This window comes from Arthrobacter sp. KBS0702 (assembly GCF_005937985.2).
Lineage (GTDB): Bacteria > Actinomycetota > Actinomycetes > Actinomycetales > Micrococcaceae > Arthrobacter.
Map to the genome: position 1 here is coordinate 1,606,554 of NZ_CP042172.1, position 20,205 is coordinate 1,626,758.

Annotated in this window: 19 protein-coding genes; 11 read left to right on the forward strand and 8 right to left on the reverse strand. The window is 66.4% G+C overall.

Translation table 11 applies throughout. The features are described 5' to 3' along the window. Positions 1 to 369: 369 nt before the first annotated feature. Positions 370 to 1,290: an NmrA family NAD(P)-binding protein gene (locus FFF93_RS07355; protein ID WP_138769495.1), complete on the forward strand. Its 921-nt coding sequence runs from the start codon at positions 370 to 372 to the stop codon at positions 1,288 to 1,290. A gap of 23 nt (positions 1,291 to 1,313) precedes the next feature. Here FFF93_RS07355 and FFF93_RS07360 read toward each other — a convergent pair whose 3' ends face one another. After that, positions 1,314 to 1,877, reverse strand: a complete 564-nt coding sequence (locus tag FFF93_RS07360; RefSeq protein ID WP_138769494.1) for a GNAT family N-acetyltransferase — start codon at positions 1,875 to 1,877, stop codon at positions 1,314 to 1,316. Between the two features lie 278 nt (positions 1,878 to 2,155). On the opposite strand from FFF93_RS07360, the gene FFF93_RS07365 reads away from it, so the two are divergent. The 5 genes from FFF93_RS07365 to FFF93_RS07385 all read left to right on the forward strand — a co-directional run bounded on the left by FFF93_RS07365 (position 2,156) and on the right by FFF93_RS07385 (position 6,087). Next, the gene (locus tag FFF93_RS07365) at positions 2,156 to 2,713 is read left to right on the forward strand and encodes a DUF1326 domain-containing protein (RefSeq protein ID WP_261375413.1); all 558 of its coding nucleotides are present in this window, start codon (positions 2,156 to 2,158) and stop codon (positions 2,711 to 2,713) included. Then, positions 2,714 to 3,478, forward strand: a complete 765-nt coding sequence (locus tag FFF93_RS07370) for a DUF2182 domain-containing protein (protein ID WP_138769492.1) — start codon at positions 2,714 to 2,716, stop codon at positions 3,476 to 3,478. A 63-nt stretch (positions 3,479 to 3,541) separates the two neighbouring features. Then, positions 3,542 to 4,285, forward strand: coding sequence for a lytic transglycosylase domain-containing protein (locus tag FFF93_RS07375; protein WP_138769491.1), 744 nt, complete (start codon positions 3,542 to 3,544; stop codon positions 4,283 to 4,285). Positions 4,286 to 4,340: 55 nt separating this feature from the next. Further along, a complete protein-coding gene (locus FFF93_RS07380; protein ID WP_138769490.1) occupies positions 4,341 to 5,000 on the forward strand; it encodes a dihydrofolate reductase family protein in 660 nt (219 codons plus the stop codon). Positions 5,001 to 5,031: 31 nt separating this feature from the next. Further along, positions 5,032 to 6,087 carry a DNA polymerase IV gene (locus FFF93_RS07385; RefSeq protein ID WP_138770491.1) on the forward strand — a complete coding sequence of 352 codons (1,056 nt, stop codon included), beginning with the start codon at positions 5,032 to 5,034 and terminating at the stop codon, positions 6,085 to 6,087. Between the two features lie 14 nt (positions 6,088 to 6,101). Here the strand turns inward: FFF93_RS07385 and FFF93_RS07390 are convergent, their stop codons facing one another. Then, on the reverse strand, positions 6,102 to 6,680 hold the full coding sequence (locus tag FFF93_RS07390; protein ID WP_138769489.1) for a type 1 glutamine amidotransferase domain-containing protein: 579 nt from the start codon (positions 6,678 to 6,680) through the stop codon (positions 6,102 to 6,104). Between the two features lie 118 nt (positions 6,681 to 6,798). Between FFF93_RS07390 and FFF93_RS07395 the strand changes: the two genes are divergently transcribed. Next, positions 6,799 to 7,260: a phage tail protein gene (locus FFF93_RS07395; RefSeq protein WP_138769488.1), complete on the forward strand. Its 462-nt coding sequence runs from the start codon at positions 6,799 to 6,801 to the stop codon at positions 7,258 to 7,260. Here FFF93_RS07395 and FFF93_RS07400 read toward each other — a convergent pair whose 3' ends face one another. The 3 genes from FFF93_RS07400 to FFF93_RS07410 all read right to left on the reverse strand — a co-directional run bounded on the left by FFF93_RS07400 (position 7,261) and on the right by FFF93_RS07410 (position 10,428). Further along, positions 7,261 to 8,973: an AarF/ABC1/UbiB kinase family protein gene (locus tag FFF93_RS07400; RefSeq protein WP_138769487.1), complete on the reverse strand. Its 1,713-nt coding sequence runs from the start codon at positions 8,971 to 8,973 to the stop codon at positions 7,261 to 7,263. Positions 8,974 to 8,978: 5 nt separating this feature from the next. Next, the gene (locus tag FFF93_RS07405; RefSeq protein WP_138769486.1) at positions 8,979 to 9,521 is read right to left on the reverse strand and encodes a PadR family transcriptional regulator; all 543 of its coding nucleotides are present in this window, start codon (positions 9,519 to 9,521) and stop codon (positions 8,979 to 8,981) included. Between the two features lie 100 nt (positions 9,522 to 9,621). Further along, on the reverse strand, positions 9,622 to 10,428 hold the full coding sequence (locus FFF93_RS07410) for an isocitrate lyase/phosphoenolpyruvate mutase family protein (RefSeq protein ID WP_138769485.1): 807 nt from the start codon (positions 10,426 to 10,428) through the stop codon (positions 9,622 to 9,624). A 223-nt stretch (positions 10,429 to 10,651) separates the two neighbouring features. Between FFF93_RS07410 and FFF93_RS07415 the strand changes: the two genes are divergently transcribed. Then, complete coding sequence (locus FFF93_RS07415) at positions 10,652 to 11,536, forward strand: NAD(P)-dependent oxidoreductase (protein ID WP_138769484.1); 885 nt, start codon at positions 10,652 to 10,654, stop codon at positions 11,534 to 11,536. 84 nt (positions 11,537 to 11,620) lie between these two features. Here FFF93_RS07415 and FFF93_RS07420 read toward each other — a convergent pair whose 3' ends face one another. Both FFF93_RS07420 and FFF93_RS07425 read right to left on the reverse strand, forming a co-directional pair. After that, positions 11,621 to 12,049: a heme-binding protein gene (locus FFF93_RS07420; RefSeq protein ID WP_138769483.1), complete on the reverse strand. Its 429-nt coding sequence runs from the start codon at positions 12,047 to 12,049 to the stop codon at positions 11,621 to 11,623. Next, positions 12,046 to 14,232: a malate synthase G gene (locus tag FFF93_RS07425; RefSeq protein WP_138769482.1), complete on the reverse strand. Its 2,187-nt coding sequence runs from the start codon at positions 14,230 to 14,232 to the stop codon at positions 12,046 to 12,048. The genes FFF93_RS07420 and FFF93_RS07425 overlap by 4 nt, the downstream gene beginning before the upstream one ends. Before the next feature lie 296 nt (positions 14,233 to 14,528). On the opposite strand from FFF93_RS07425, the gene FFF93_RS07430 reads away from it, so the two are divergent. From FFF93_RS07430 to FFF93_RS07440, 3 genes are all read left to right on the forward strand, one after another. After that, positions 14,529 to 16,280, forward strand: a complete 1,752-nt coding sequence (locus FFF93_RS07430; protein WP_138769481.1) for an L-lactate permease — start codon at positions 14,529 to 14,531, stop codon at positions 16,278 to 16,280. Between the two features lie 66 nt (positions 16,281 to 16,346). Continuing rightward, positions 16,347 to 17,714 carry an FAD-binding oxidoreductase gene (locus FFF93_RS07435; protein ID WP_261375361.1) on the forward strand — a complete coding sequence of 456 codons (1,368 nt, stop codon included), beginning with the start codon at positions 16,347 to 16,349 and terminating at the stop codon, positions 17,712 to 17,714. Positions 17,715 to 17,931: 217 nt separating this feature from the next. Further along, positions 17,932 to 18,687: an IclR family transcriptional regulator gene (locus FFF93_RS07440; RefSeq protein WP_138769480.1), complete on the forward strand. Its 756-nt coding sequence runs from the start codon at positions 17,932 to 17,934 to the stop codon at positions 18,685 to 18,687. A 62-nt stretch (positions 18,688 to 18,749) separates the two neighbouring features. On the opposite strand, the gene FFF93_RS07445 is transcribed toward FFF93_RS07440, so the two are convergent. After that, on the reverse strand, positions 18,750 to 20,141 hold the full coding sequence (locus FFF93_RS07445; RefSeq protein WP_222424656.1) for an MFS transporter: 1,392 nt from the start codon (positions 20,139 to 20,141) through the stop codon (positions 18,750 to 18,752). Positions 20,142 to 20,205 lie beyond the last annotated feature (64 nt).

Consider the following 20,205-nt stretch of genomic DNA (forward strand, 5'->3'; position numbering starts at 1 on the left):
ATTTCCTGCACGGACGCGGCGCAAGCGGCTCCCGGACTACGGGTTGGTGTCGCCGCCGGGGGTGCTCAGGGCAGTCGGTTGGCCCTGTCCGCCGCCGCGGCGTCCCTGGCCGTTGGTGCGGGGCGACCGGCGCCCCGCCGACGCTGTCTGGGTAGGTGGGCTGTTCCACTGGGTAGCTCCTCACGGCTGAATATTCCAGCCCCAGGTAAAAGGTAGAAGACCGGACGGATCCTGAACCCCCGGTCCGGCGGGAGTCGCGTGCTTGGGCACCGAGCCCGGGATGTAGAGTCGCGGTTAACCTTCGTCCGGGGCCAACCGTCTGATCCAACGCCGCCCCGTCCGCGCCAACCCCACCGAGAAGAGCCCACCATGACCGCCAGCACCGTCCTCGTCGCCGGAGCCACCGGTGACCTTGGCCGCCGCGTTGTTCGCGAGCTCCTCCGGCAGCCCGGCACCCTCGTCCGGGTCCTGACCCGCCCCGGCAGCGGCAAGGCCCACGCAATCTTCGGCGGGCAGGAGCGCGTGGAAGTCCATGAGGCCAACTACACGGACAGGCCCGCCCTCGTCGCAGCGTTGGCCGGCGTCGACGCCGTCGTCTCGGCCGTCAGCGGTGCGCGTCCGGTCATCGTCGACGTCCAGCGGGCACTCCTCGCCGCCGCCGTCGAAGCCGGCGTGGCACGGTTCATCCCGTCGGACTACTCCGCCGACTACCGCCGGATCACCCCCGGCAGCAACCGCAACTTCGAGCTGCGCCGTGAGTTCGCCGGGGAGCTTGACGCGGCGCCCCTTCGCGTGACGTCCGTCCTCAACGGCGCGTTCTCGGACATGCTCACCGGGCAGGCGCCGATGATTCTGTTCTCCCGGCACCGGGTCCTGTACTGGTCCGCACCGGACCAAATCCTTGACTTTACGACCAAGGACGACGTCGCTCGCGTCGTCGCGCTTGTGGCCCTCGACGGGGACGCGCCCCGGGTCGTCGAAGTCGCCGGAGACCGCGTCAGCGCCCGCACCATCGCCCAAACCATGACCGAACTCACCGGAACTACCTTTTCACCGCAGTGGGCCGGGACCACGGGGACCCTGCTGGCGATGAGCAAGATCGGCCGGCGCTTGTCCAAAGACAAGGGCGAGGCATTCCCCGCGTGGCAAGGCATGCAGTACTTCGTCAGCATGTTCAGCGGCGAAGCCGAACTTCGCCATGTTGATAACGACCGCTACGGCCCGCAGCCATGGACCTCGGTCCGCGACGTCCTGGAAGCTCACCTGCTGGAGTCCGGGCCGGCCCGGTAGAACCCTGGCACTGGGGGCGCCGGTCACTGGGCGATAGCGGGCCGTGTGCCCATCCATTCGGCACGAAGTATGGAAAAGACCTCCTTGTCGTAACGATTCCCGTCATAGACCCAGCTGCTGCGGAGAACGCCGTCGGAATGCATACGCAGTCGCCGAGCGACCGCAACACTGCGGTCGTTGTCGGTGCGGCATCGCCATTCAACGCGAGACATTCCCCGCTCTAAGAAGGCCCACTCCATAAGCAGTTCGACCGACCGGGTGATAAGGCCGCGGCCGACAGCCTGCGGTTCGAGCCAGCAACCGACCTCACAAATGCCCCAGACCGGATCAAACGCGACAAACATCACGCCTCCGATGATCTTGCCGTCCGCCCAGAGGCCATAAATTCGCGCGCCATCATTCGCGGTGGCCGCAGCGTAGCGCTGAAGGGTGGCACGGGCCCCGTCTACGGTATCGGTGACAAATGCCGGTCCGACCCAGGGCCGGATATGGTCCCTGGCCCTGTTCATATGGTCGGCAAACTCGCCGGCCTGCCATGGCTCAAGAGGCTTCAAAATGACCCCGTCGCGCACGACTTTTTCAAACATAGGTTCTCCAGGGGTCTGCCCAGGGCGTGGTTGCACCGGGGTGGTTGATTTTCTCGGACGGGTCCGGTGGCCAGCAACCGCGTGGAACGTGGCACGGGCCCTTCGCTGTGATCATACGTCGCACCGTCTGGCCGAACGGGGGAGCTGAAGGGGTTGCAGCGTCCCGTTGACACTGTTCAGGGCCGCGAGGAGACTTTCTTTTGGGGGTGCCTCTTCGAAAGGAGCCCGAAATGCCGTGGCATATCGAGGGCACGTATTTTGAGAATTGCAATTGCAACATGGTCTGCCCGTGTACGGCTTCAGGGCAGACGGCACCGGCGGATAACGAACGCTGCAACGTGGCCTTGGCTTTCCACGTCGAGACCGGCGAAGTAAACGGTGTCGACGTCGGCGGTCTGACAGTCTGCGTCCTTGCCGACACGCCGGCCCTGATGAGTGACGGCGGCTGGAAAGTCGGACTTCTGCTCGATGCCGCCGCCTCAGCTGAGCAGGCCGAAGCGCTCGGCGCAGTCTTCGGCGGCCAGCTCGGCGGACCGATGGAGGGCCTCGCCCCCCTGATCGGTGAAATGGCGGGCATGGAGTCCCTCACCATGGCCTACGCCGACGACGGGCGGGTTCACCGGGTCCGGATTGGCAGTGCCGTCGACATGGTGGTCGAGGACTTCGTGTCACCCTTTGATGCCACAGGACGAGGAGTGACAATCAGCGGCGTTGGATTCCCTGCGGACACCTTGGCAGCTGGCACAGCCAGTACCGCCCACGTTGAGGCGCTCGGAATGACCTGGGACAACGCCGGGAAGAACTCCTTCTCGGCCCCCTTCGCCTGGTCCGCCTAAGTGCCCGGCAGGAGCAGCCTGACGCTCAGCCGCCATGCCGCAGAGTTGGCACTGATCGGGTGTGCCGCCCTGGCGTGGTATTTCACGTTCTCCGGCCTCGCCGACATGTCGGGGCCGGGAACCATGGGGCTGGGGCTCCTGGGCTTCTTGGGCGTCTGGACGCTGATGATGGCGGCCATGATGCTGCCGGCCTTGGCGCCTCTCACCTCGACGTACCTCAGGTCGATCCGGGCCGTCCGCAGCCGTCGGGTCCGTGCCATCCGAACCATCGCCCTGGTTGGCGGTTACCTGGTGACGTGGATCGGATTTGGAGTCGTTGCCTACGCGGCCGCGGCGCTCGCCGGGTTGCTTGCTGAGGACGCGGCGGACGTCGCACCCTGGGTGGGAGCTGGAGTGCTCGTGGCGGCCGGCGCCTACCAGCTGACGCCGCTGAAGGATTTCTGTCTCCGGCACTGCCGGTCGCCCGTAGCGTTCCTGTTGCACGTATCCGGGTACAAGGGCCGCCTGCGGGATGTCCGCGTCGGCATGTACCACGGGGTGTATTGCGTGGGTTGCTGTTGGGGGCTGATGGTGGTGCTCGTTGCTGTGGGCGTGATGAACCTGGCATGGATGGCGGTGCTTACGGCGGTGATCTTCCTTGAGAAGACGTGGAAATACGGGCCCACCCTCAGCCGGATCACTGGCGTCGCACTGATCGTCTTTGCGCTCTTCGTTCCTGCCCACCCGGAGCTGCTGCCAGGTCTCCACATGATGACGGCCATGTGAGGAAAGGCAACCCCAGCCGCCCCTTGGTCAACGGCAACGGGGTCTGGATGGTTTGATTGGTCGGTGCTCCGTTTCAAACGTCTTTTGGTTTTCAGCGTGTTCGCGGTCTGCGTCATCGCCGCATTCTCGTTCTGGGCGGTCCGGCAGCCCGGTGCCGACGCTCGCACGGCCCTGGCTCCGCCGCCGCGGGCGGGGGCAAAACTCACCTCCTCCGGCCTCACCACCGCCGTGAACGTGACCCGGAGCGCTGATGCCGAGTGGCTTACCCGGGCCGCCGAGCTGACCGGGATCCCGGCCCGCGCGCTCCGTGCCTATGTTGCGGCTGCAGCCACGGCCAACGATTCCGCTCCGGGGTGCAGGATCGGCTGGAACACCGTGGCCGCCGTCGGCTTCGTCGAATCGGCGCACGGAACCTACGGCGGCGGCAACCTCAACACTGCAGGGCAGGCGAGCGGGCCAATCATCGGCCCGAGCCTCAACGGCGCCGGATTCGCCGCCATCGCGGACACGGACGCGGGAGCCCTTGACGGTGACGCCCGCTGGGACCACGCCGTCGGACCCATGCAGTTCATTCCCTCCACGTGGCGGCTTGTAGGGCGGGACGGCAACGGGGACGGAACAGCGGACCCGTTCAATATTGACGACGCCGCGCTCAGCGCGGCGGCCTATCTGTGCGCCCACGGCCGTGACCTTTCGACGGCGCAAGGATGGACCGACGCCATCTACTCCTACAACCAGTCCGCGTCCTACTTGAGGCAGGTGCGGGACGAAGCCACCGCCTACGCCGAGAAGGCGGGCACCTCTTGAGCCGTGGGGTTCGATCACCATAGAGTGACCGCAAACGACAAGCCCAGGAGATGACATGTCCCTCGTCCGCGTGCACAACTTCTCGATCTCGCTCGACGGCTTCGGCACCGGCGAGGGCCAGAAACTCGACGCTCCGTTCGGCCACGCCGGCTCGCGGCTCATGGAGTGGGCCTTCGAGACACGTACCTTCCGCCAGATGGGCTTCCACGGCGAGTCGGAGGGATCGTTCGGCGTTGACGAGGCGTTTGCGAGCGGCTGGGCACCCGGAGTCGGTGCGGAGATCATGGGGCGCAACAAGTTCGGCCCGCAGCGCGGCCCCTGGGCGGACGAGGAATGGAGGGGATGGTGGGGCGATAACCCTGTCTTCCACACACCGGTCGTCGTCCTGACCCACCATCCCCGGCCGGTATTGGAAATGGAAGGGGGAACAACGTTCCATTTCGTCGATGCCGACCCTGTCACGGCGCTCAAGCAGGCACGCGCCCTGGCAGGTGACCTCGACGTCCGGATCGGCGGCGGCGTCAGCACCGTCAGACAGTTCCTCGAAGCCGATCTGATCGACCACATGCACATCGTCGTCGTGCCGATCCTCCTTGGCCGGGGCGAACGGCTCTGGGACGGGCTCGAGGGACTCGAACAGCGCTTTGCCATCGAAACGACTCCTTCTCCAGCGGGAGTCGTCCATATGATCTTCAGCCGTCGCACGGCCCGGTAGACAGACTGGTGCCGTGAGCGGAACCCGGTGGGTGCTGCACGTCGATCTCGACCAGTTCATCGCGGCGGTCGAAGTACTGCGGCGGCCGGAGCTGGCGGGCAAGCCGATCATCGTTGGCGGGCGGGGCGACCCCACGGAACGGGCTGTGGTGTCGACCGCATCCTACGAGGCCAGGGCCTTCGGTGTGGGTTCGGGAATGCCCTTGCGCGTTGCCGCCCGGAAAGTGCCCGACGCCGTGATCCTGCCCGTTGACCAGGAGGCCTACCTCGCCGCGTCCGAAACGGTCATGGCGACCCTGCGTGCGCAGCCCGGCGCCACCGTGCAGGTGCTGGGCTGGGACGAAGCCTTTGTCGGCATTGAGTCAGCGGATCCGGAGGCCTATGCCCGGCAAGTACAGGCCGCCGTCCTGGACCGGACACGGCTGCACTGCAGCGTGGGCATCGGCGATACCTTGGTCCGGGCCAAGGTCGCCACCGGTTTCGGCAAGCCGGCCGGCGTCTTCCGGCTCACGGCCGGAAACTGGCTCGAGGTCATGGGGGCCCGTCCCACCAAGGAACTGTGGGGCGTGGGGACGAAGGTCTCCGCCCGGCTGGCCAAACTGGGCATCAACACCGTCTCCGAGCTCGCCGCCTCCGACCCTGCGGACCTGGTCCCGGAGTTCGGCCCCACGATGGGTCCCTGGTACGCGGAACTCGGACGCGGGGACGGCGCCAGCGTTGTGGACGACACCCCGTGGGTGGCGCGAGGGCACAGCCGGGAGACAACCTTCCAACAGGACCTGACCGAACCGGCCCAGGTGGACGCCGCCATCAGGGAGCTGGCAGCGCGGGTCCTGGAGGACGTAGCAGCCGAAGGACGGCCCGTGATTGGGCTGACCCTGAAAGTACGGTACGCGCCGTTTTCGACCACGACCCACGCGCGGAAGATTCCCCAGACTCTCGACCGGAACGAAATTCTCGCGCGGGCTCTGGACCTCGCCGCCGGAATCGAAGCAGGCCGGCCCATCCGTCTTCTTGGCCTGCGGGCCGAAATGCCAATGCCTGACGACGCCCGAAAGAGCCATACCCCGACGCGCGGCGGCTGGTGACCCCGCAATTCCGTTCAGGCGCGGTGGCCAACCAGCTTCATCATTTCCCGTGAGAACGCCGCCAGGTCCATCGGCCATCGCGAGGTGACGAGATTTCCATCGACCACCACCTCGGCATCTTCCCACGTCCCGCCGGCGCCGGTGATCTCCTCCGGCACCCCGTCGCCCCAATAGGAGGTGAGCCGCCGCCCCTTGACGAGATCCGCGGAAACCAGGAGATACGGACCATGGCAGATAGCGGCGACCGGTTTGTTGGCGGCAAAAAACGAGCGCGCAATTTCCACTGCCCTGGCGTTGTTCCTCACCGTGGTCGGTGCACCATCAGGTTTGCCGCCCGGGACGACGAGAAGGTCGTAGTCCTCGGGGACGACGTCGCTGATGCGCTTGTTTGCGACGACGTAGTACCAGCTGCTCTCGCCCGTGATCCTGCCCTCTTCCGGTGCAGCGATGTCGACTGCCCACCCGGCCTCGACGAGGCGGAAGACGGGCACGTACAGTTCCAGGTCTTCAAACTTGTCGGCGGAAAGGACGAGCGCTTTCGGAGACCCGCCATCGACCGTCTGCGGTACCTTGCCGTACTCGGGAACTGCCATAGCGCAATTGTAGGTGCGGCCCATGCTGTCCGACAGGGCCCATGGAACGGCCCCGCCACCGGCCGGTAAAGCGCCGTCACGTTATGGTTGGTCCAAGACGTCTATATCGGGAGGGTGCATGCCGTACGTCGTTGATTTCCAGAACGTTTCCACTGTCGGCCTGGAGTCATCCCCGGTCGCCGAGGCGCTCGCCGGGCTGCGCGCCAACGAGGCCCGCTACTACCGCAATAAGTACGCCCACGTCTTCACCGTCAGCCCTGCCGGCGAGGTTCCGGAGGTCATAGAACGGGTCAGCCGGATCCTCAGGGAGGAGCGCGAGATTGTCATCGGCTCGCGGCCGCTCGAGGCCGCCGGCTTCGAAGTCGACGGCTTGCGGATGGACTATGTGTTCTACGAGTTGGGGCTGTCCATCAACGTCATGTACAGCATCGAGGACGGCGGGAAGCGCGCAGTGGGCTTCAAACTGTCCGAGGGTATGGAGGTCCCGGAGGAACTGGCAGCGTTCAAGTTCGCCCGGCAAAAATCAAAGCTGGCCGGCGTCATCCGCGGCTCCTACTTCGTGATCAAAGGCCAGTACTGATCAGAGGCCGCGGCGCCCCACCCACGCCCCGTGCAGCAGCGGAACAACCGAGACGATCATCAGCACGCCGCCGAGTACGGCGTCGTCCGCCCGTACGATGGAACCCGCGATCAGCAGGGCGCCGAAAATCAGCGCCGATGCCGCCCGCCGCACCGTGCGGTCCAGCCGCGCCAGCTGACGCTCCAGGCGGGGATTGGCAACGGACAGTGAACCGTCCTCGATCCGGGTGACCAGTCCATCCAGGCGTTTCGGCAGTCGAAGGGCAATCCCGGCGGCGTCGAACGCCTGCTGGGCCACATCCTGCACCACGTTGCCGCGCTCGTCGCGGAGCAGCTGCGCCGCGTAGGGCTCGACGGAGTCCCACAGATTGAACCGGTCATCCAGTGAACTACACACACCCGAGGTCAGCGACATCGCCCGGATGATGAGCAGGAAGTTCTCCGGCAACTGGAACGGCAGCGAGCGGACCAGGTCGCCGAATTCCACGGCAAACTCCAGGAACTCCCGCTGGTTCACCTCGCGGAGCTGGGCGAATCCCATCCCGCCAAATCGGGCGAACAGGTGCGTCATCGCCCGCTCAAGCTCCGCCCGGTCGGCCGACGGCACCAGCACACCCACGTCGCTGATCGCGCTCACGAGGCCCTTGCCGTCACGCGAGGCTGCCGCGATCAGCAATTTCCGAAGGCCCCTCCGAGTGCCGGGAGGAACCTCGCCCATCATGCCGAAGTCGATGAACGTCAGCTTCCAGGGGCGCCCCTCGGAGGCATCCGTGACCGGGGTGACGAAGATGTTGCCCGGGTGCGGATCGGCATGGAAAAAGCCGTTGGTGAACAACTGGTCGAACATGACCGAGGCGAAGACAGGCGCAACCTTCGCCGGATCGATGCCCGCCTCACGAAGTGCCACCGCATCCGTGATCTTGATCGCCGTGACATCTTCGAGCACGAGCACGCGGCGGGTGCTCCACTCCCAGGCGACGCCGGGCGCCTCAACCCGCTCATCCTCGGCGAAATCGGCCGCAAAACGTTCTGCATTTGCCGCCTCATGCAGGTAGTCGATCTCTTCCAAACTGGTCTGGGCAAACTCTTCGACCAGGGCAGGCACGTCCGCGCGGTCGGAGACCAGGCGCACATGGCTGAGCCAGCCGCCCACTTTGCGCAGTGCCGCCAGATCGACGTCGACGATCGCCTCGATGCCGGGCCGCTGCACTTTCACGACCACGCCGTGCAGCCCGGCATCGGCGGCATTGGCGGGCAGGAGTTGCGCCCGGTGGGCCTGTCCGAGGGAGGCGGCGGCGATGGGCGTCTCCTCGACCGAGGCAAACACCAGGTCCAGCGGCGCGCCCAGCTCCGCCTCGGCGAGGGCGCGGATGGCCGGGAACGGGACGGGCGGGACCTCGTCCTGAAGGCCCTCCAGCTCCTTGGTGATCTCGGGCGGAAGCACGTCGAGCCTGGAGGACAGGAATTGGCCCACCTTGATCATCAGGCCGCCCAGCTCCACCGCGAGCACGTGGAAGCGTTGAGCGAAGCTCCGCATCCTCCTGGCTCTGGTGCGCTCGGCGATTCTGCCCAGCCCGACGCGGGGGAGGAGCAGCTCAAACCACCAGGTCACCGCGAGGTTCCACGCGGCGAACCGCAGGATGCGACGGTAACGGGCGCGGGTGTCCCCGGCGCCGGGTACCGGGTCTGCTCGCTCCCGACGGGCCGCCGTCACCCCCGTCAGTCCTGGGCGAGAATCGAATACAGCCGGCGGCGCGCCTCGTCGAGCACCGACACCGCCTGCTGCACCTGCTCCGGGGAGCCCGTGCGACCCACCTGGGCTGCGGCCTGCGCGAGCTCGACGCCTGCCTTGGGGAGTGCGGCGAAGCCGGGGCCCGACGCCGGGCCCGTGGCCTCCCAGGGTGCTGACGCCTCCCCGTGTGCTGCGTCCTCCCGGCCAGCGTCGGTCAGCGAGTAGATCTTGCGGCCGTTGGACTCCTCGGCCCGGATCAATCCCTCATCGGCCAGCAGTTGCAGGGTGGGGTAGACGGAGCCGGCGCTCGGCTTCCAGCTGCCGTTGCTCCGCTCCTCGATCTCACGGATGATCTGGTAGCCATGCATGGGCCGTTCCGCGAGCAGGGCCAGCACGGCCGACCGTACCTCGCCTCGCCCCGCACGGGTGCCCGAGCGCTTCTCGAACCTCGAACGCAGCTCTTCGACGGCCTGCCACATGCCATCAATGTTGGGAGCGCCAAAGCCGCCCATCGGGTGTGAATTGCGCATGTTGCTCTCCTTAGTGGATCACGAACGATACCTAACGATACATCCCGATATACGCGAAAAACAGTGGCTCAGGACTCAGGATCCTGGAAGCAGCAGCCGGTCAGCCCGACACGGTCCCCCTACTAAATGACTCGAGCCGCGACTGCAGCTCCCAGTACGGAGTGGCCGCCGGCGCCGGCCTGCCGTCACGCAGGGCGCTGACCACATCCACTGCCGCGTCGATTGCCGCGCGGTACGGCAGGGAGCCGGAGCTCACCCGACGGACCCCCAGTTCACCCAGTTCGGCAACGGTCAGCGTGGGATGGGCCAGTACGTTCACCGGCAGTGCAATACCGGCGGTGATGGTCTGCATGTCCTCCGGTACCACAAGGCCGGGGACAAAGATTCCGTCCGCGCCGGCTTCGGCGTAGGTGCGGGCACGGAGCAGGACGGCGTCAACAGTGGGTTCTTCACCGAACCAGATGTTGTCCACTCTGGCGTTGATGAACACGGCCGGGCTGCGCTGCTTGACGGCGGCAATCTTGCGGGCGGAGACTGCAGGGTCGATCAGGTGCCCGGCCGTGCTGTCCTCCAGGTTGACCCCGGCCACGCCCATGGCCGCCAGCCGGGCCACCAGTTCCGCCACCTCGGCAGGGTCATCGGAATAGCCGTCCTCGATGTCCGCCGTGACGTGGACAGGCAGCCGGCACAGCTGTTCCACGAGCGCCACGGTTGCCGCCTTGCTGGACCGGCCGCCGTCCGGCATGCCGGCACTCGCCGCAATGCCAAAACTGGTGGTTCCGATCGCCGGGAAGCCCGCTGCTACAAACGCCACGGCGGATCCCATGTCCCAGGCGTTGGGCAGCAGCAGGGGCGCCGCAGCGTGGTGGAGTTCTGCAAAAGTTGCCGTGTTTATGTCCCTGTCCATGTCCCCGCCTCTGTCCACTCGCTGCCATCCGGATAGGCCAATACCGTTCATTCTATGAACGCGGCCGGGCGCCGCAAGGGTCCGGTGTCCGCCGGGTCAAGCCCAGGTGCAGCGGGGACGGGGCGGCGATCCAGCAACCCGGCGCGGGCGTGGCCGCAGGCGTGTTAAGGTCGGTTCGGCATCACCCCATCCAGGCGCGCACAGCGATCGAGAGGACGACAGGATGAACGCGAATCGCAAGGTGACGGTGCTGGGCACTGGCATCATGGGGGCCGCGATGGCCCGGAACCTGCTGAAAGCCGGGCACGAGGTCCACGTGTGGAACCGTGACCCGGCGAAGACCGTCCCGATGGCCGACGCCGGGGCGCAGGTAGCGCTGTCCCCAGCCGAAGCGGTCAGGGGAGCGGAGGTGGTACTGACGATGCTGTATGACTTCGCGGCCGTGAGCGACGTGATTCGGCAGGCAGCCCCGGGAGTCCGGCCGGGCACCGCATGGGTGCAGTCGACGACCGTCGGGGTGCGCGACGCAGCTGCCCTTGCAGACCTGGCCGCAGAGGTGGGCCTCGAATTGGTTGAAGCGCCGGTTTCCGGCACCCGTGAGCCGGCCGAGTCCGGCCAGCTGCTTGTCATCGCGGCAGCGCCGGAGGCTTTGCGTGAGCGCGTGGCGCCGGTCCTGGACGCAATCGGCTCCCGCACCATCTGGACCGGTCAGGACCCGGCCGCTGGCTCGGCAACCCGGCTCAAGCTCGTCGTCAACAGCTGGGTGATCGCGGCCGCGAACGCCGCCGGGGAAATCCTGGCGCTCGCGGAGGCCCTTGAGGTGGACCCCCGGCAGTTCTTTGACCTGGTCAAGGGCGGCGGCCTGGACCTGCCGTTCCTGCGGGCTAAGGCGGAGCTGATCCTCGAAGACCGCCTCGAACCTGCGTCCTTCGGCGTCGACACGTCGCTGAAAGACGCACACCTGATCCTCGACGCCGCCCGCGAACACGGCCTGCGGCTCGACGGCGCCGAGGCGGCCGCTGCGCGGCTCGAACGAGTCGCCGCCGCGGGCCGCTCGAAGCAGGACCTGGCCGCTGCCTACTTCGCCAGTACCGGGCAGGATGCCTGAAAGGCTGGAACAGCCGGACCTTTCCCGGCAGGGACGGAGATGGCCGGTCCTGGGGACCGGCCATCTCCGTCCGACTGCCGGGAGTCAGGCGGCCTGGGCCTTCAGCCCGGTGGCCTCGATCGCCGTCGTCGCCGCCGTCTCGTCGTTGTCCGAGCTGTCGCCGGTGATGCCGACGGCACCGAGGAGCGTGCCGTCCTGCTCGCGTACCAGCACGCCGCCGGGCACCGGGATGAGCCGGCCGCCCAGGGCGGCAGTCGTGGCCGCGATGAAGTAGGCCTGCTGCTCTGCGCGCTCCATGATCGCACGCGAGCCCATCCCGAGGGCCAGCGCCCCGTACGCCTTGCCCTGCGCGATCTCAAAGCGGTTATTCGAGGCGCCATCCTGGCGCGCCGCAGCGATCACGTGGCCGCCGGCGTCGAGGACGACGACGGTCAGTGGTTTGAAGCCGCGCTCCGCTCCGGCCGCGAGGGCGCCGCTGATGATGGATTGTGCGGATTCCAATGTCAGGTTCATGATGCGTTCCTCGCCAGAATCTCGGTGTGCTTGTGTGCGGCCCGGCGCCGGTGCAGGACCGGCTCGGTGTAGCCGGATGGTTGAGCGGCGCCTTCGAGCACGAGCTCGCGGGCGGCGAGGAAGGCCTCGCCGTCGAACGCGGGGGACATGGGCGTGTAGTGGGGGTCCGCGGCGTTCTGTTCGTCCACGACGGCGGCCATGCGCCGCAGGGACGCCTCCACTTCCTCCGTGGTCACTACGCCGTGCAGGAGCCAGTTGGCGACGTGCTGTGAGCTGATCCGGCAGGTTGCACGGTCCTCCATCAGGGCCGTGCCGTTGATGTCCGGGACCTTGGAGCACCCGACGCCGTCGTTCACCCAGCGGACGATGTAGCCGAGCGTGCTCTGGATGTTGTTGTCCAGCTCGTTGCGCCGGGCCTCGGCGGACCAGCCAGCGGGATCGCCGACGGGGATGGTGAGCAACTGCCGCAGTGTCGAGCGGCGCTTGCCGGCGAGTTCGGCCTGCCGGGCGTCCACATCGACCTGGTGGTAGTGGATGGCGTGCAGCGTGGCGGCTGTCGGTGAGGGCACCCAGGCGCAGTCGGCACCGGCGAGCGGGTGGGCGACCTTCTGCTTGAGCATGTCCGCCATGTTGTCCGGGGCAGCCCACATGCCCTTGCCGATCTGGGCCCGCCCGCTGAAGCCGCACTCCAGCCCGATGTCGACGTTGGCGTCCTCGTAGGCCTTGATCCAGCTGGAGTCGCGCATCTCTGCCTTGCGGACCATGGGGCCGGCCAGCATCGAGGTGTGGATCTCATCGCCGGTTCGGTCCAGGAAGCCCGTGTTAATGAACGCCACGCGCTCCCGTGCCTCCCAGATGCACGCCTTCAGGTTTGCCGACGTGCGGCGTTCCTCGTCCATGATGCCGATCTTGAGGGTGAGCGGTTCGAGGCCCAGTATGGCCTCGGCGCCGGCCAGCAGGGCGCAGGCCACGGCGACCTCACCCGGCCCGTGCATCTTCGGCTTCACGATGTAGACGGACCCGGCTCGGGAGTTGTGGCCGGCGTGCGGACCGCGGAGGTCGTGCACGGAGCCGAGGGTTGTAAACAGGGCATCCAGGATCTCTTCGGGCACCGGAGCGCCGGAGGCGTCGAGAACGGCGTCGCTGGTCATGAGGTGGCCCACCTGGCGGATCAGCAGCAGCGAGCGGCCGGGCAGGGTCAGCTCCGAGCCGTCGGGTGCGGTGTAGACACGGTCGGAGTTGAGCCGCCGGGTGTACGTGCGGCCGCCCTTTTCGACGTCGGCGGTCAGGGTGCCCTGCATCAACTGCAACCAGTTGCGGTAGCCCGAGACCTTGTCCGCGGCATCGACGGCCGCCACGGAGTCTTCGAGGTCCATGATTGTCGTGATGGCGGACTCCAACACGATGTCCTTGACACCGGCCGGGTCGCCCGAGCCGATGGGGTGGCTACGGTCAATCTGGATCTCCACGTGCAGTCCGTGGTGTACGAGCAGTACCGACTCGGGTTCGGCCGCCGCTCCGCGGAAACCGGCGAACTGGCCCGGCTCGGCCAGCGCCTGCGGGCCGTTGGGGGTCTCGGCGACGAGGGCGCCGTCGGCGATGCGGTAGGAGGTGACCTCGGTGTGTGATCCGGCCGCCAGGGGAGTGTGCTCATCCAGGAACTGCCGCCCGTGTGCGACGACGGCGGCTCCGCGGACCGGGTTGTAGCCGCCGGTGTGCTCGCGTCCGTCCGCGTCGTCGATGACGTCGGTACCGTAGAGCGCATCGTAGAGCGAGCCCCAGCGGGCGTTGGCGGCGTTGGCAGCGAACCGCGCATTCAGCAGGGGGACCACCAGTTGCGGACCGGAGACCGTTGCGATCTCGGGGTCAACCCGCTCGGTTTCGATGGCGAAGTCTCCGGGTTCGTCGACCAGGTACCCGATCGAGCGGAGGAACTCCTCATACGCCTCGGGATCCGCGGCTGCCGCACCGTGTGCCCGGTGGTACTCGTCGATCTGCTGCTGCGTTCGGTCGCGGATGTTCAGCAACTCGTGCACGCGCGGCGAGAACTCCTCGATGAGCCCGGCGGCGCAGGCCCAGAATGCGTCCGCCCCGATGCCGGTCCCGGGGAGGGCTTCGTCCCGGACGAAGGCGTAGAGCTCTTCGGCGACGCTCAGCCCGTTAGTTTCCACGTGATTCGGCATACCGGCCACCTCTCAGATATTTCGTACGCAAAGGAATTTCGTATTGTGGAAGTTAAATACCAATATATAAAACCTAGCCAGCGCCGTGCCGTGTGTCAACGCCGAGGACCGGTATTGCGCGAGGCTGCGCCGCGCCGGACAACAGCGGTTGACTGTGACCTGGATCGCACATACTCTCAGTCACTGAATATCACTGAACAAAAGATATATTTCACGATGCGGAAACCCCTGAGGGGATTGATGCCGCAGTGCTATCCCAGTGCCCACCGATTGCTCGGAAAAACAAAGGAGTTTTTGTGAGTCCAAGGTTTGAGCCGTTTCAGCAAGTCGTCGATCCGATAGCGGGTTCGCTCGCCATCTCAGCCGTGATCGCCGCACTGCCGCTGCTGCTGCTATTTGTCCTGCTCGGGGTTTTCCGGGTCAAGGCGCCCAAGGCAGCCATCGCGAGCCTGCTGCTGTCCATCGTGCTCGCCATCGTGGGCTGGCATATGCCCTTTGGCCAGGTGCTGAGCGCCGCCGGCCAGGGAGCCTTCTATGCCATTTTTCCGATCCTTTGGATCCTCATCAACGCGCTGTGGATCTACAAGCTCACGGTGGACACGCCATGGTTCGAAGTATTGGGCCGGACCATCCGCTCCATCTCCAATGACCTGCGCATCCTGGCGATCCTGATCGCGTTCTGCTTCGGGGCGCTGCTGGAGGCGCTGGCTGGCTTCGGCGCTCCGGTGGCAATTTCCGGCGCGATGCTCATGGCCGCCGGCATGAAACCGTTGAAGTCAGCCATCGTGGCGCTGCTGGCCAACACCGCCCCCGTGGCGTTCGGGGCGATGGCCGCGCCGATCATTGCCCTCAACGGCGTCACCGGGATTCCGCTGCACGACCTCAGCTCCATGGCCGGCCGCCAGACGCCGTTCGTTGCGGTGCTCGTGCCCCTCATCCTTGTCTTCATCGTCGATGGCAAGCGCGGCGTCCGGCAGACCTGGCCGGTGGCCGTCGTGTCAGGCATCGTCTTCGGCCTGGCGCAGTTCGTCGCCTCGAACTTCCTGGTCGTTGAGCTCACCGACGTCGTCGCCGCCATTGCCACCGTGGCGGTGGTTCTGGTCATGCTGAAGTTCTGGCAGCCGGCCCAGATCATCGGAATGCACGAAGTCGCGGGCGGCGATGCTGCCGACGTCGAGCTTGTCAGTGCCGGAGCGCAGTCCCGTACCGGCTACGGAACGTCGTCCGGGCTTGGCGGCGTAAGCCGGAACGGCGCCCCCGTCCCCGCCGGAACTACGGGGACGTCCGACGCCGCGGCGAGGCCCTCCAACAGCGAGGTATGGATGGCTGTTGCCCCGTATCTGATCATCATGGCCGTGTTCTCCATCGCGCAGATCCCGGCCGTCAAGAACTGGCTCACGGCCGTGGGCTCGGTGACGTTCGAATGGCCGGGCCTGGACGCGGTGGATCCCGACGGGAAACCGGTCGCCGCCCACAAGTTCAAGCTCGACCACCTGAAGGCCACAGGCACGCTGCTGCTGATCTCGGGCATCATCACGATGGCGCTGTACAAGCTGGCACCCCTGCGGGGTCTCCGGATTTATCGCGACACGCTGTTCCAGTTGCGTTGGACCATCGTCTCGGTGACCTCCGTCCTGGCCCTGGCCTTTGTCATGAATGTCTCGGGGCAGACGAACTCGCTGGGCATCGCGCTGGCATCCGCCGGAGGCTTCTTCGCCTTCCTGTCGCCGCTGCTTGGCTGGATCGGTGTTGCGCTCACCGGCTCGGATACCTCGTCCAACTCCCTGTTCGGGCAACTGCAGGTCACGGCCGCACAGCAGACGGGGCTCTCGCCGACGCTGATGGCGGCGTCCAACTCCTCGGCCGGGGTCCTCGGAAAGATGCTGTCCCTGCAGAACCTGGCCGTGGCGGCCGCGGCGGTTGGGCTGGACGGGGCGGAGAGCGTCCTGTTCCGGAAGCTCATCGGCTGGAGCCTGGCACTGCTGGCGTTCCTGACCATCCTGATCTTCCTGCAGTCCACCCCGGCGCTGGGCTGGATGGTTCCCTGAGACACACCGAGACCGATCGAGAAAACCTAGAGAAACCGATAGAGAGCAGAGCTTGTGAGGACCAACGTGAGTGAGACCATTTCAGAGGCAGGGACGACGCTGCTCGCCGCTGCCAGGCACGGTTCGACGGCGGAAGCTGCCCGCAGGAGCGTCAACACCGACCGGTCGGGCTACACACCCGAGACGCTGCCGGACGGCGTCGTCTACGCCACTTGCATCGACGACGTCGTGGAGACCATGGTCCGCGCGACGGCAGGGAGGATTCCGATCGTGGCCAGGGGCGCCGGCACCGGCCTGGCCGCTGGGTCGTCCGCCCAAGCCGGGGAGATCGTCCTTGACGTCTCGGGCATGAACCGCATCCTGCGCCTCGACCCGCTGGAACAGATCATCGTCGTCGAACCTGGCATCCTCAACGCGGAGGTCAATGCCGCCGCCGGCGAGCACGGGCTCTTCTACGCACCGGATCCTGCCAGCACCGCCATTTGCTCGATCGGTGGGAACATCGCGACCAACGCCGGGGGCATGCGATGCGCCAAGTACGGGGTCACCCGCGAATCCGTCCTCGCCCTGAAGGTTGTCCTGCCGGACGGGCGGATCCTTGTGACCGGCCGGGAAACCATCAAGGGGGTCACCGGGTATGACCTCAATGCCCTCATGATTGGCTCCGAGGGGACGCTGGGGATCGTTGTCGAAGCCACGCTGAGGCTTCGGCCGCTCCCCGCCGCGACGGCAACCGTCGCTGCGTTCTTCCCGGACATCGTTGCCGCCGCCCAGGCCGCCTCCGCCATCATTGCCTCACGGGTCACACCCTCCGTGCTGGAGCTGATGGACGGCCCGACCCTTTCGGCCGTGGACGCGGCCCTCGGGACCGACTACCGGAGCCGCGGCGGCGCCTTCCTCCTCGCCCAGACCGACGGATACGGGGCCTTCCTGGAACAGGAGGTGCTGATTCGGGCCATCGAGCCGCTCGCGTCCTCGTATGAAAAGGCCACCGACCCGGAACAGACCGCCGAACTGTTGAAAGTGCGCCGGGAGGCAATTCCGTCCCTGGAATTGCTGGGTGACGTCTGCATCGGCGACGTCGGTGTACCTCGCGGGCACCTCGCCGAGATGGTCGCCGGAATCGAGGAGATCTCGCGCCGCACGGGTGTGCGGATCTTCACGGTTGCCCACGCTGCCGACGGCAACCTGCACCCGATGATCGTTCTTGACGAGGGCCAGCCCTCCACTGAGGGCCCGGCCAAAGCCGCGCTGGGTCAGATGTTCGAACTGGCCCGCAGCCTCGGCGGGACCCTCACCGGGGAACACGGCGTTGGCATCCTCAAGCGCGACTGGCTGCAGGACGAACTGGGCAGCGATTCCCTCGAGCTGCAGCACGCCATCAAGAAGGTGTTCGACCCGCTCGGCATCCTCAACCCGGGTAAGGCAATCTAGGACCGCCGCCTGTCTCGTCCGGCCGGCCCCCTGCGCGTCCGGCCGCCTGCGCGTCCGGCCGCCTGCGCGGCCGGACGCCCAGGCGGGGGCGGGGACGCGAAGCGCTGGCGGGGACTCGAAGCGCTTCGACCGTCCTGTTGTATCTTGGGAATCGTAGGGCAATATTTCACGATGCGGATATTAGATGTCGGCAGCAACAACAGGAGTGCAGAGCGATATGGCCGAAAAAGCCCCCGGCGGCGTCCAGTCGGTCGAGCGTGTTTTTGACCTCCTGGAACTGATCACCGACGCCGGCGGCGAAGTGATGTTGAGCGAACTTTCGTCCTCTACGTCCCTGCCGCTTCCCACCATCCACCGGCTGCTTCGCACCCTGGTCAGTCTGGGCTATGTCCGGCAGTTGCCCAACCGCCGGTACTCCTTGGGCCCCCGCTTGATCCGGCTGGGCGAAGCCGCGAACAAACAACTCGGCGTCCTGGCCCGGCCCCAGCTCAAGTCCCTCGTGGACCGGCTGGGGGAGACCTCCAACATGGCAGTCCTGGACGCGGACATGATCATCTACGTCGCCCAGGTGCCCTCCCGGCATTCGATGCGGATGTTCACGGAAGTCGGCCGTCGGGCCCACACGCATTCCACCGGCGTCGGCAAGGCGATTCTGGCCCAGCTCGACGACGCGACAGTCCGGGGGATTATCTCCCGCAGCGGCATGCCCACGCCGACCAGCAAGAGCATCGGGGACATCGACGCCCTGCTCAGGGACCTGGAGAAGATCCGGCAGCGGGGCTACTCCGTCGACGAAGAGGAGCAGGAAATCGGCGTCCGGTGCTTCGCCATGGCTGTAGAAAACGCGCCCACCCCCATGGCCATTTCCGTCTCCGGACCGGTATCCCGGGTTGACGAGGCCTTTGCGGAACGTGCAGTTCCGCTTCTGCGGGAGGCCGCGCGGGCCATCTCGGACGAGTTGAATCTGGCCTAACAGCGCAAAGCGCGGTATCCCACGGGCACGCCGGGGGACACCGCGCTCCAGGCGCCTCGGTGCTAGCGCTGCAGGCTGGGCTCTGCCGCTGCCTCGACAGCGGGAGCCTGGTCACTGTCCGTTCCAAAGCTGTCCGCGGTGCCGTAGCCCGCGCCCAGATTGCGGGAGCGGGCCAGCAAGCCGAGGACTGATGCGATCGTGATCACCACGTGCACGATCGCCAGCACGATGACGGCCAGGATGGATCCCGTCGCGTTCAGCAGGTACTGGCCCATCATGGGCGCTGTCCCGGCGAAGACGGTTGAACTGAGCTGGTAGCTCAGGGATATGCCGGTGTACCGGATGTTGGGCGGGAACGACTTTGCCAGGATCCCCGCCAGCGCGGCGTAGTACATCGAGTGGGGGATGGTAGCGATCGCCATTCCGATTGCCGCCAGCATGTAGTCGCCCGTACCGATCATGGTGAACATCATCGGCAGGACCAGGAGTTCAGGGACCAGCATCAGCAGCACGGCCTTACGCAGGGTGAGCTTGGAGGCCACAACAGCGCCGAACGGCTGCACCAGGAACTGCACCACCAGGGAGATCGTCACGATGGACAGGAAGCTTGTCCTGGTGAAGAGCCCTTCATCCACCGCCCAGGCGAGCGCAAAGGTGCCCTTGAAGTACGTTGCCGAGACTGCAATGACGCACGCGCCGATGCCCAGGGCCACGATGCCCTTGGAGTGACGCAGGACCTCACGAAGGGGCGCCTTGGCCACAGTCTTGGTCTCCATCAGGGTGCGCATGGCCGGAGATTCTTCGATGCTGAGCCGGACGAAAAGCCCGATGCCCACCAGTACCGCTGAGAGCAGGAAGGGAATGCGCCAGCCCCACGTGGTGAACGCATCATCGGGGAGCTGGGCGACCGCAAGCCACACCAGGGTGGACAGCAGGTTCCCCATCGGGGAGCCCTGCTGGGCGAAGGCGCCGTAGAGGATGCCCTTACCCTTGGGTGCGTGCTCGGCCGCGAGTACGACGGCGCCGCCCCATTCACCTCCCATGGCGATGCCTTGGATGAGTCGGAGGGCCACCAGGATGACTGCCGCCCAGCCACCGATCTGGGCGTAGGTCGGCAGGAGACCCACGGCGGTGGTGCAGATTCCCATCATCAACAAGGTGGTGACCAAGGCTTTTTTGCGGCCCAGTTTGTCGCCAATGTGTCCGAAGATGATGCCGCCAAGCGGCCTGGCGAGGAAGCCCACCCAGAACGTCGCAAAAGCGGCAAGAGTACCAACGGCCTGGTCCTGCGCGGGGAAGAAGATCTTTCCGAAGACCAGCGCCGAGGCTGTCCCGTAGGCGTAAAAGTCGTACCATTCCACGGTGGTTCCGGCGAAGGAGGCCAAACCGGCCTTCCGCGCCATCTTCTGGCGGAACTGGACTGCGCCCGCTTCCGTCTCTTGCAATGTGCTCACAACAACTCCATTGTTTGGCTGTGGCACCGTGTGATGCAGCACACGGTGAATTTCCTCCCCTACC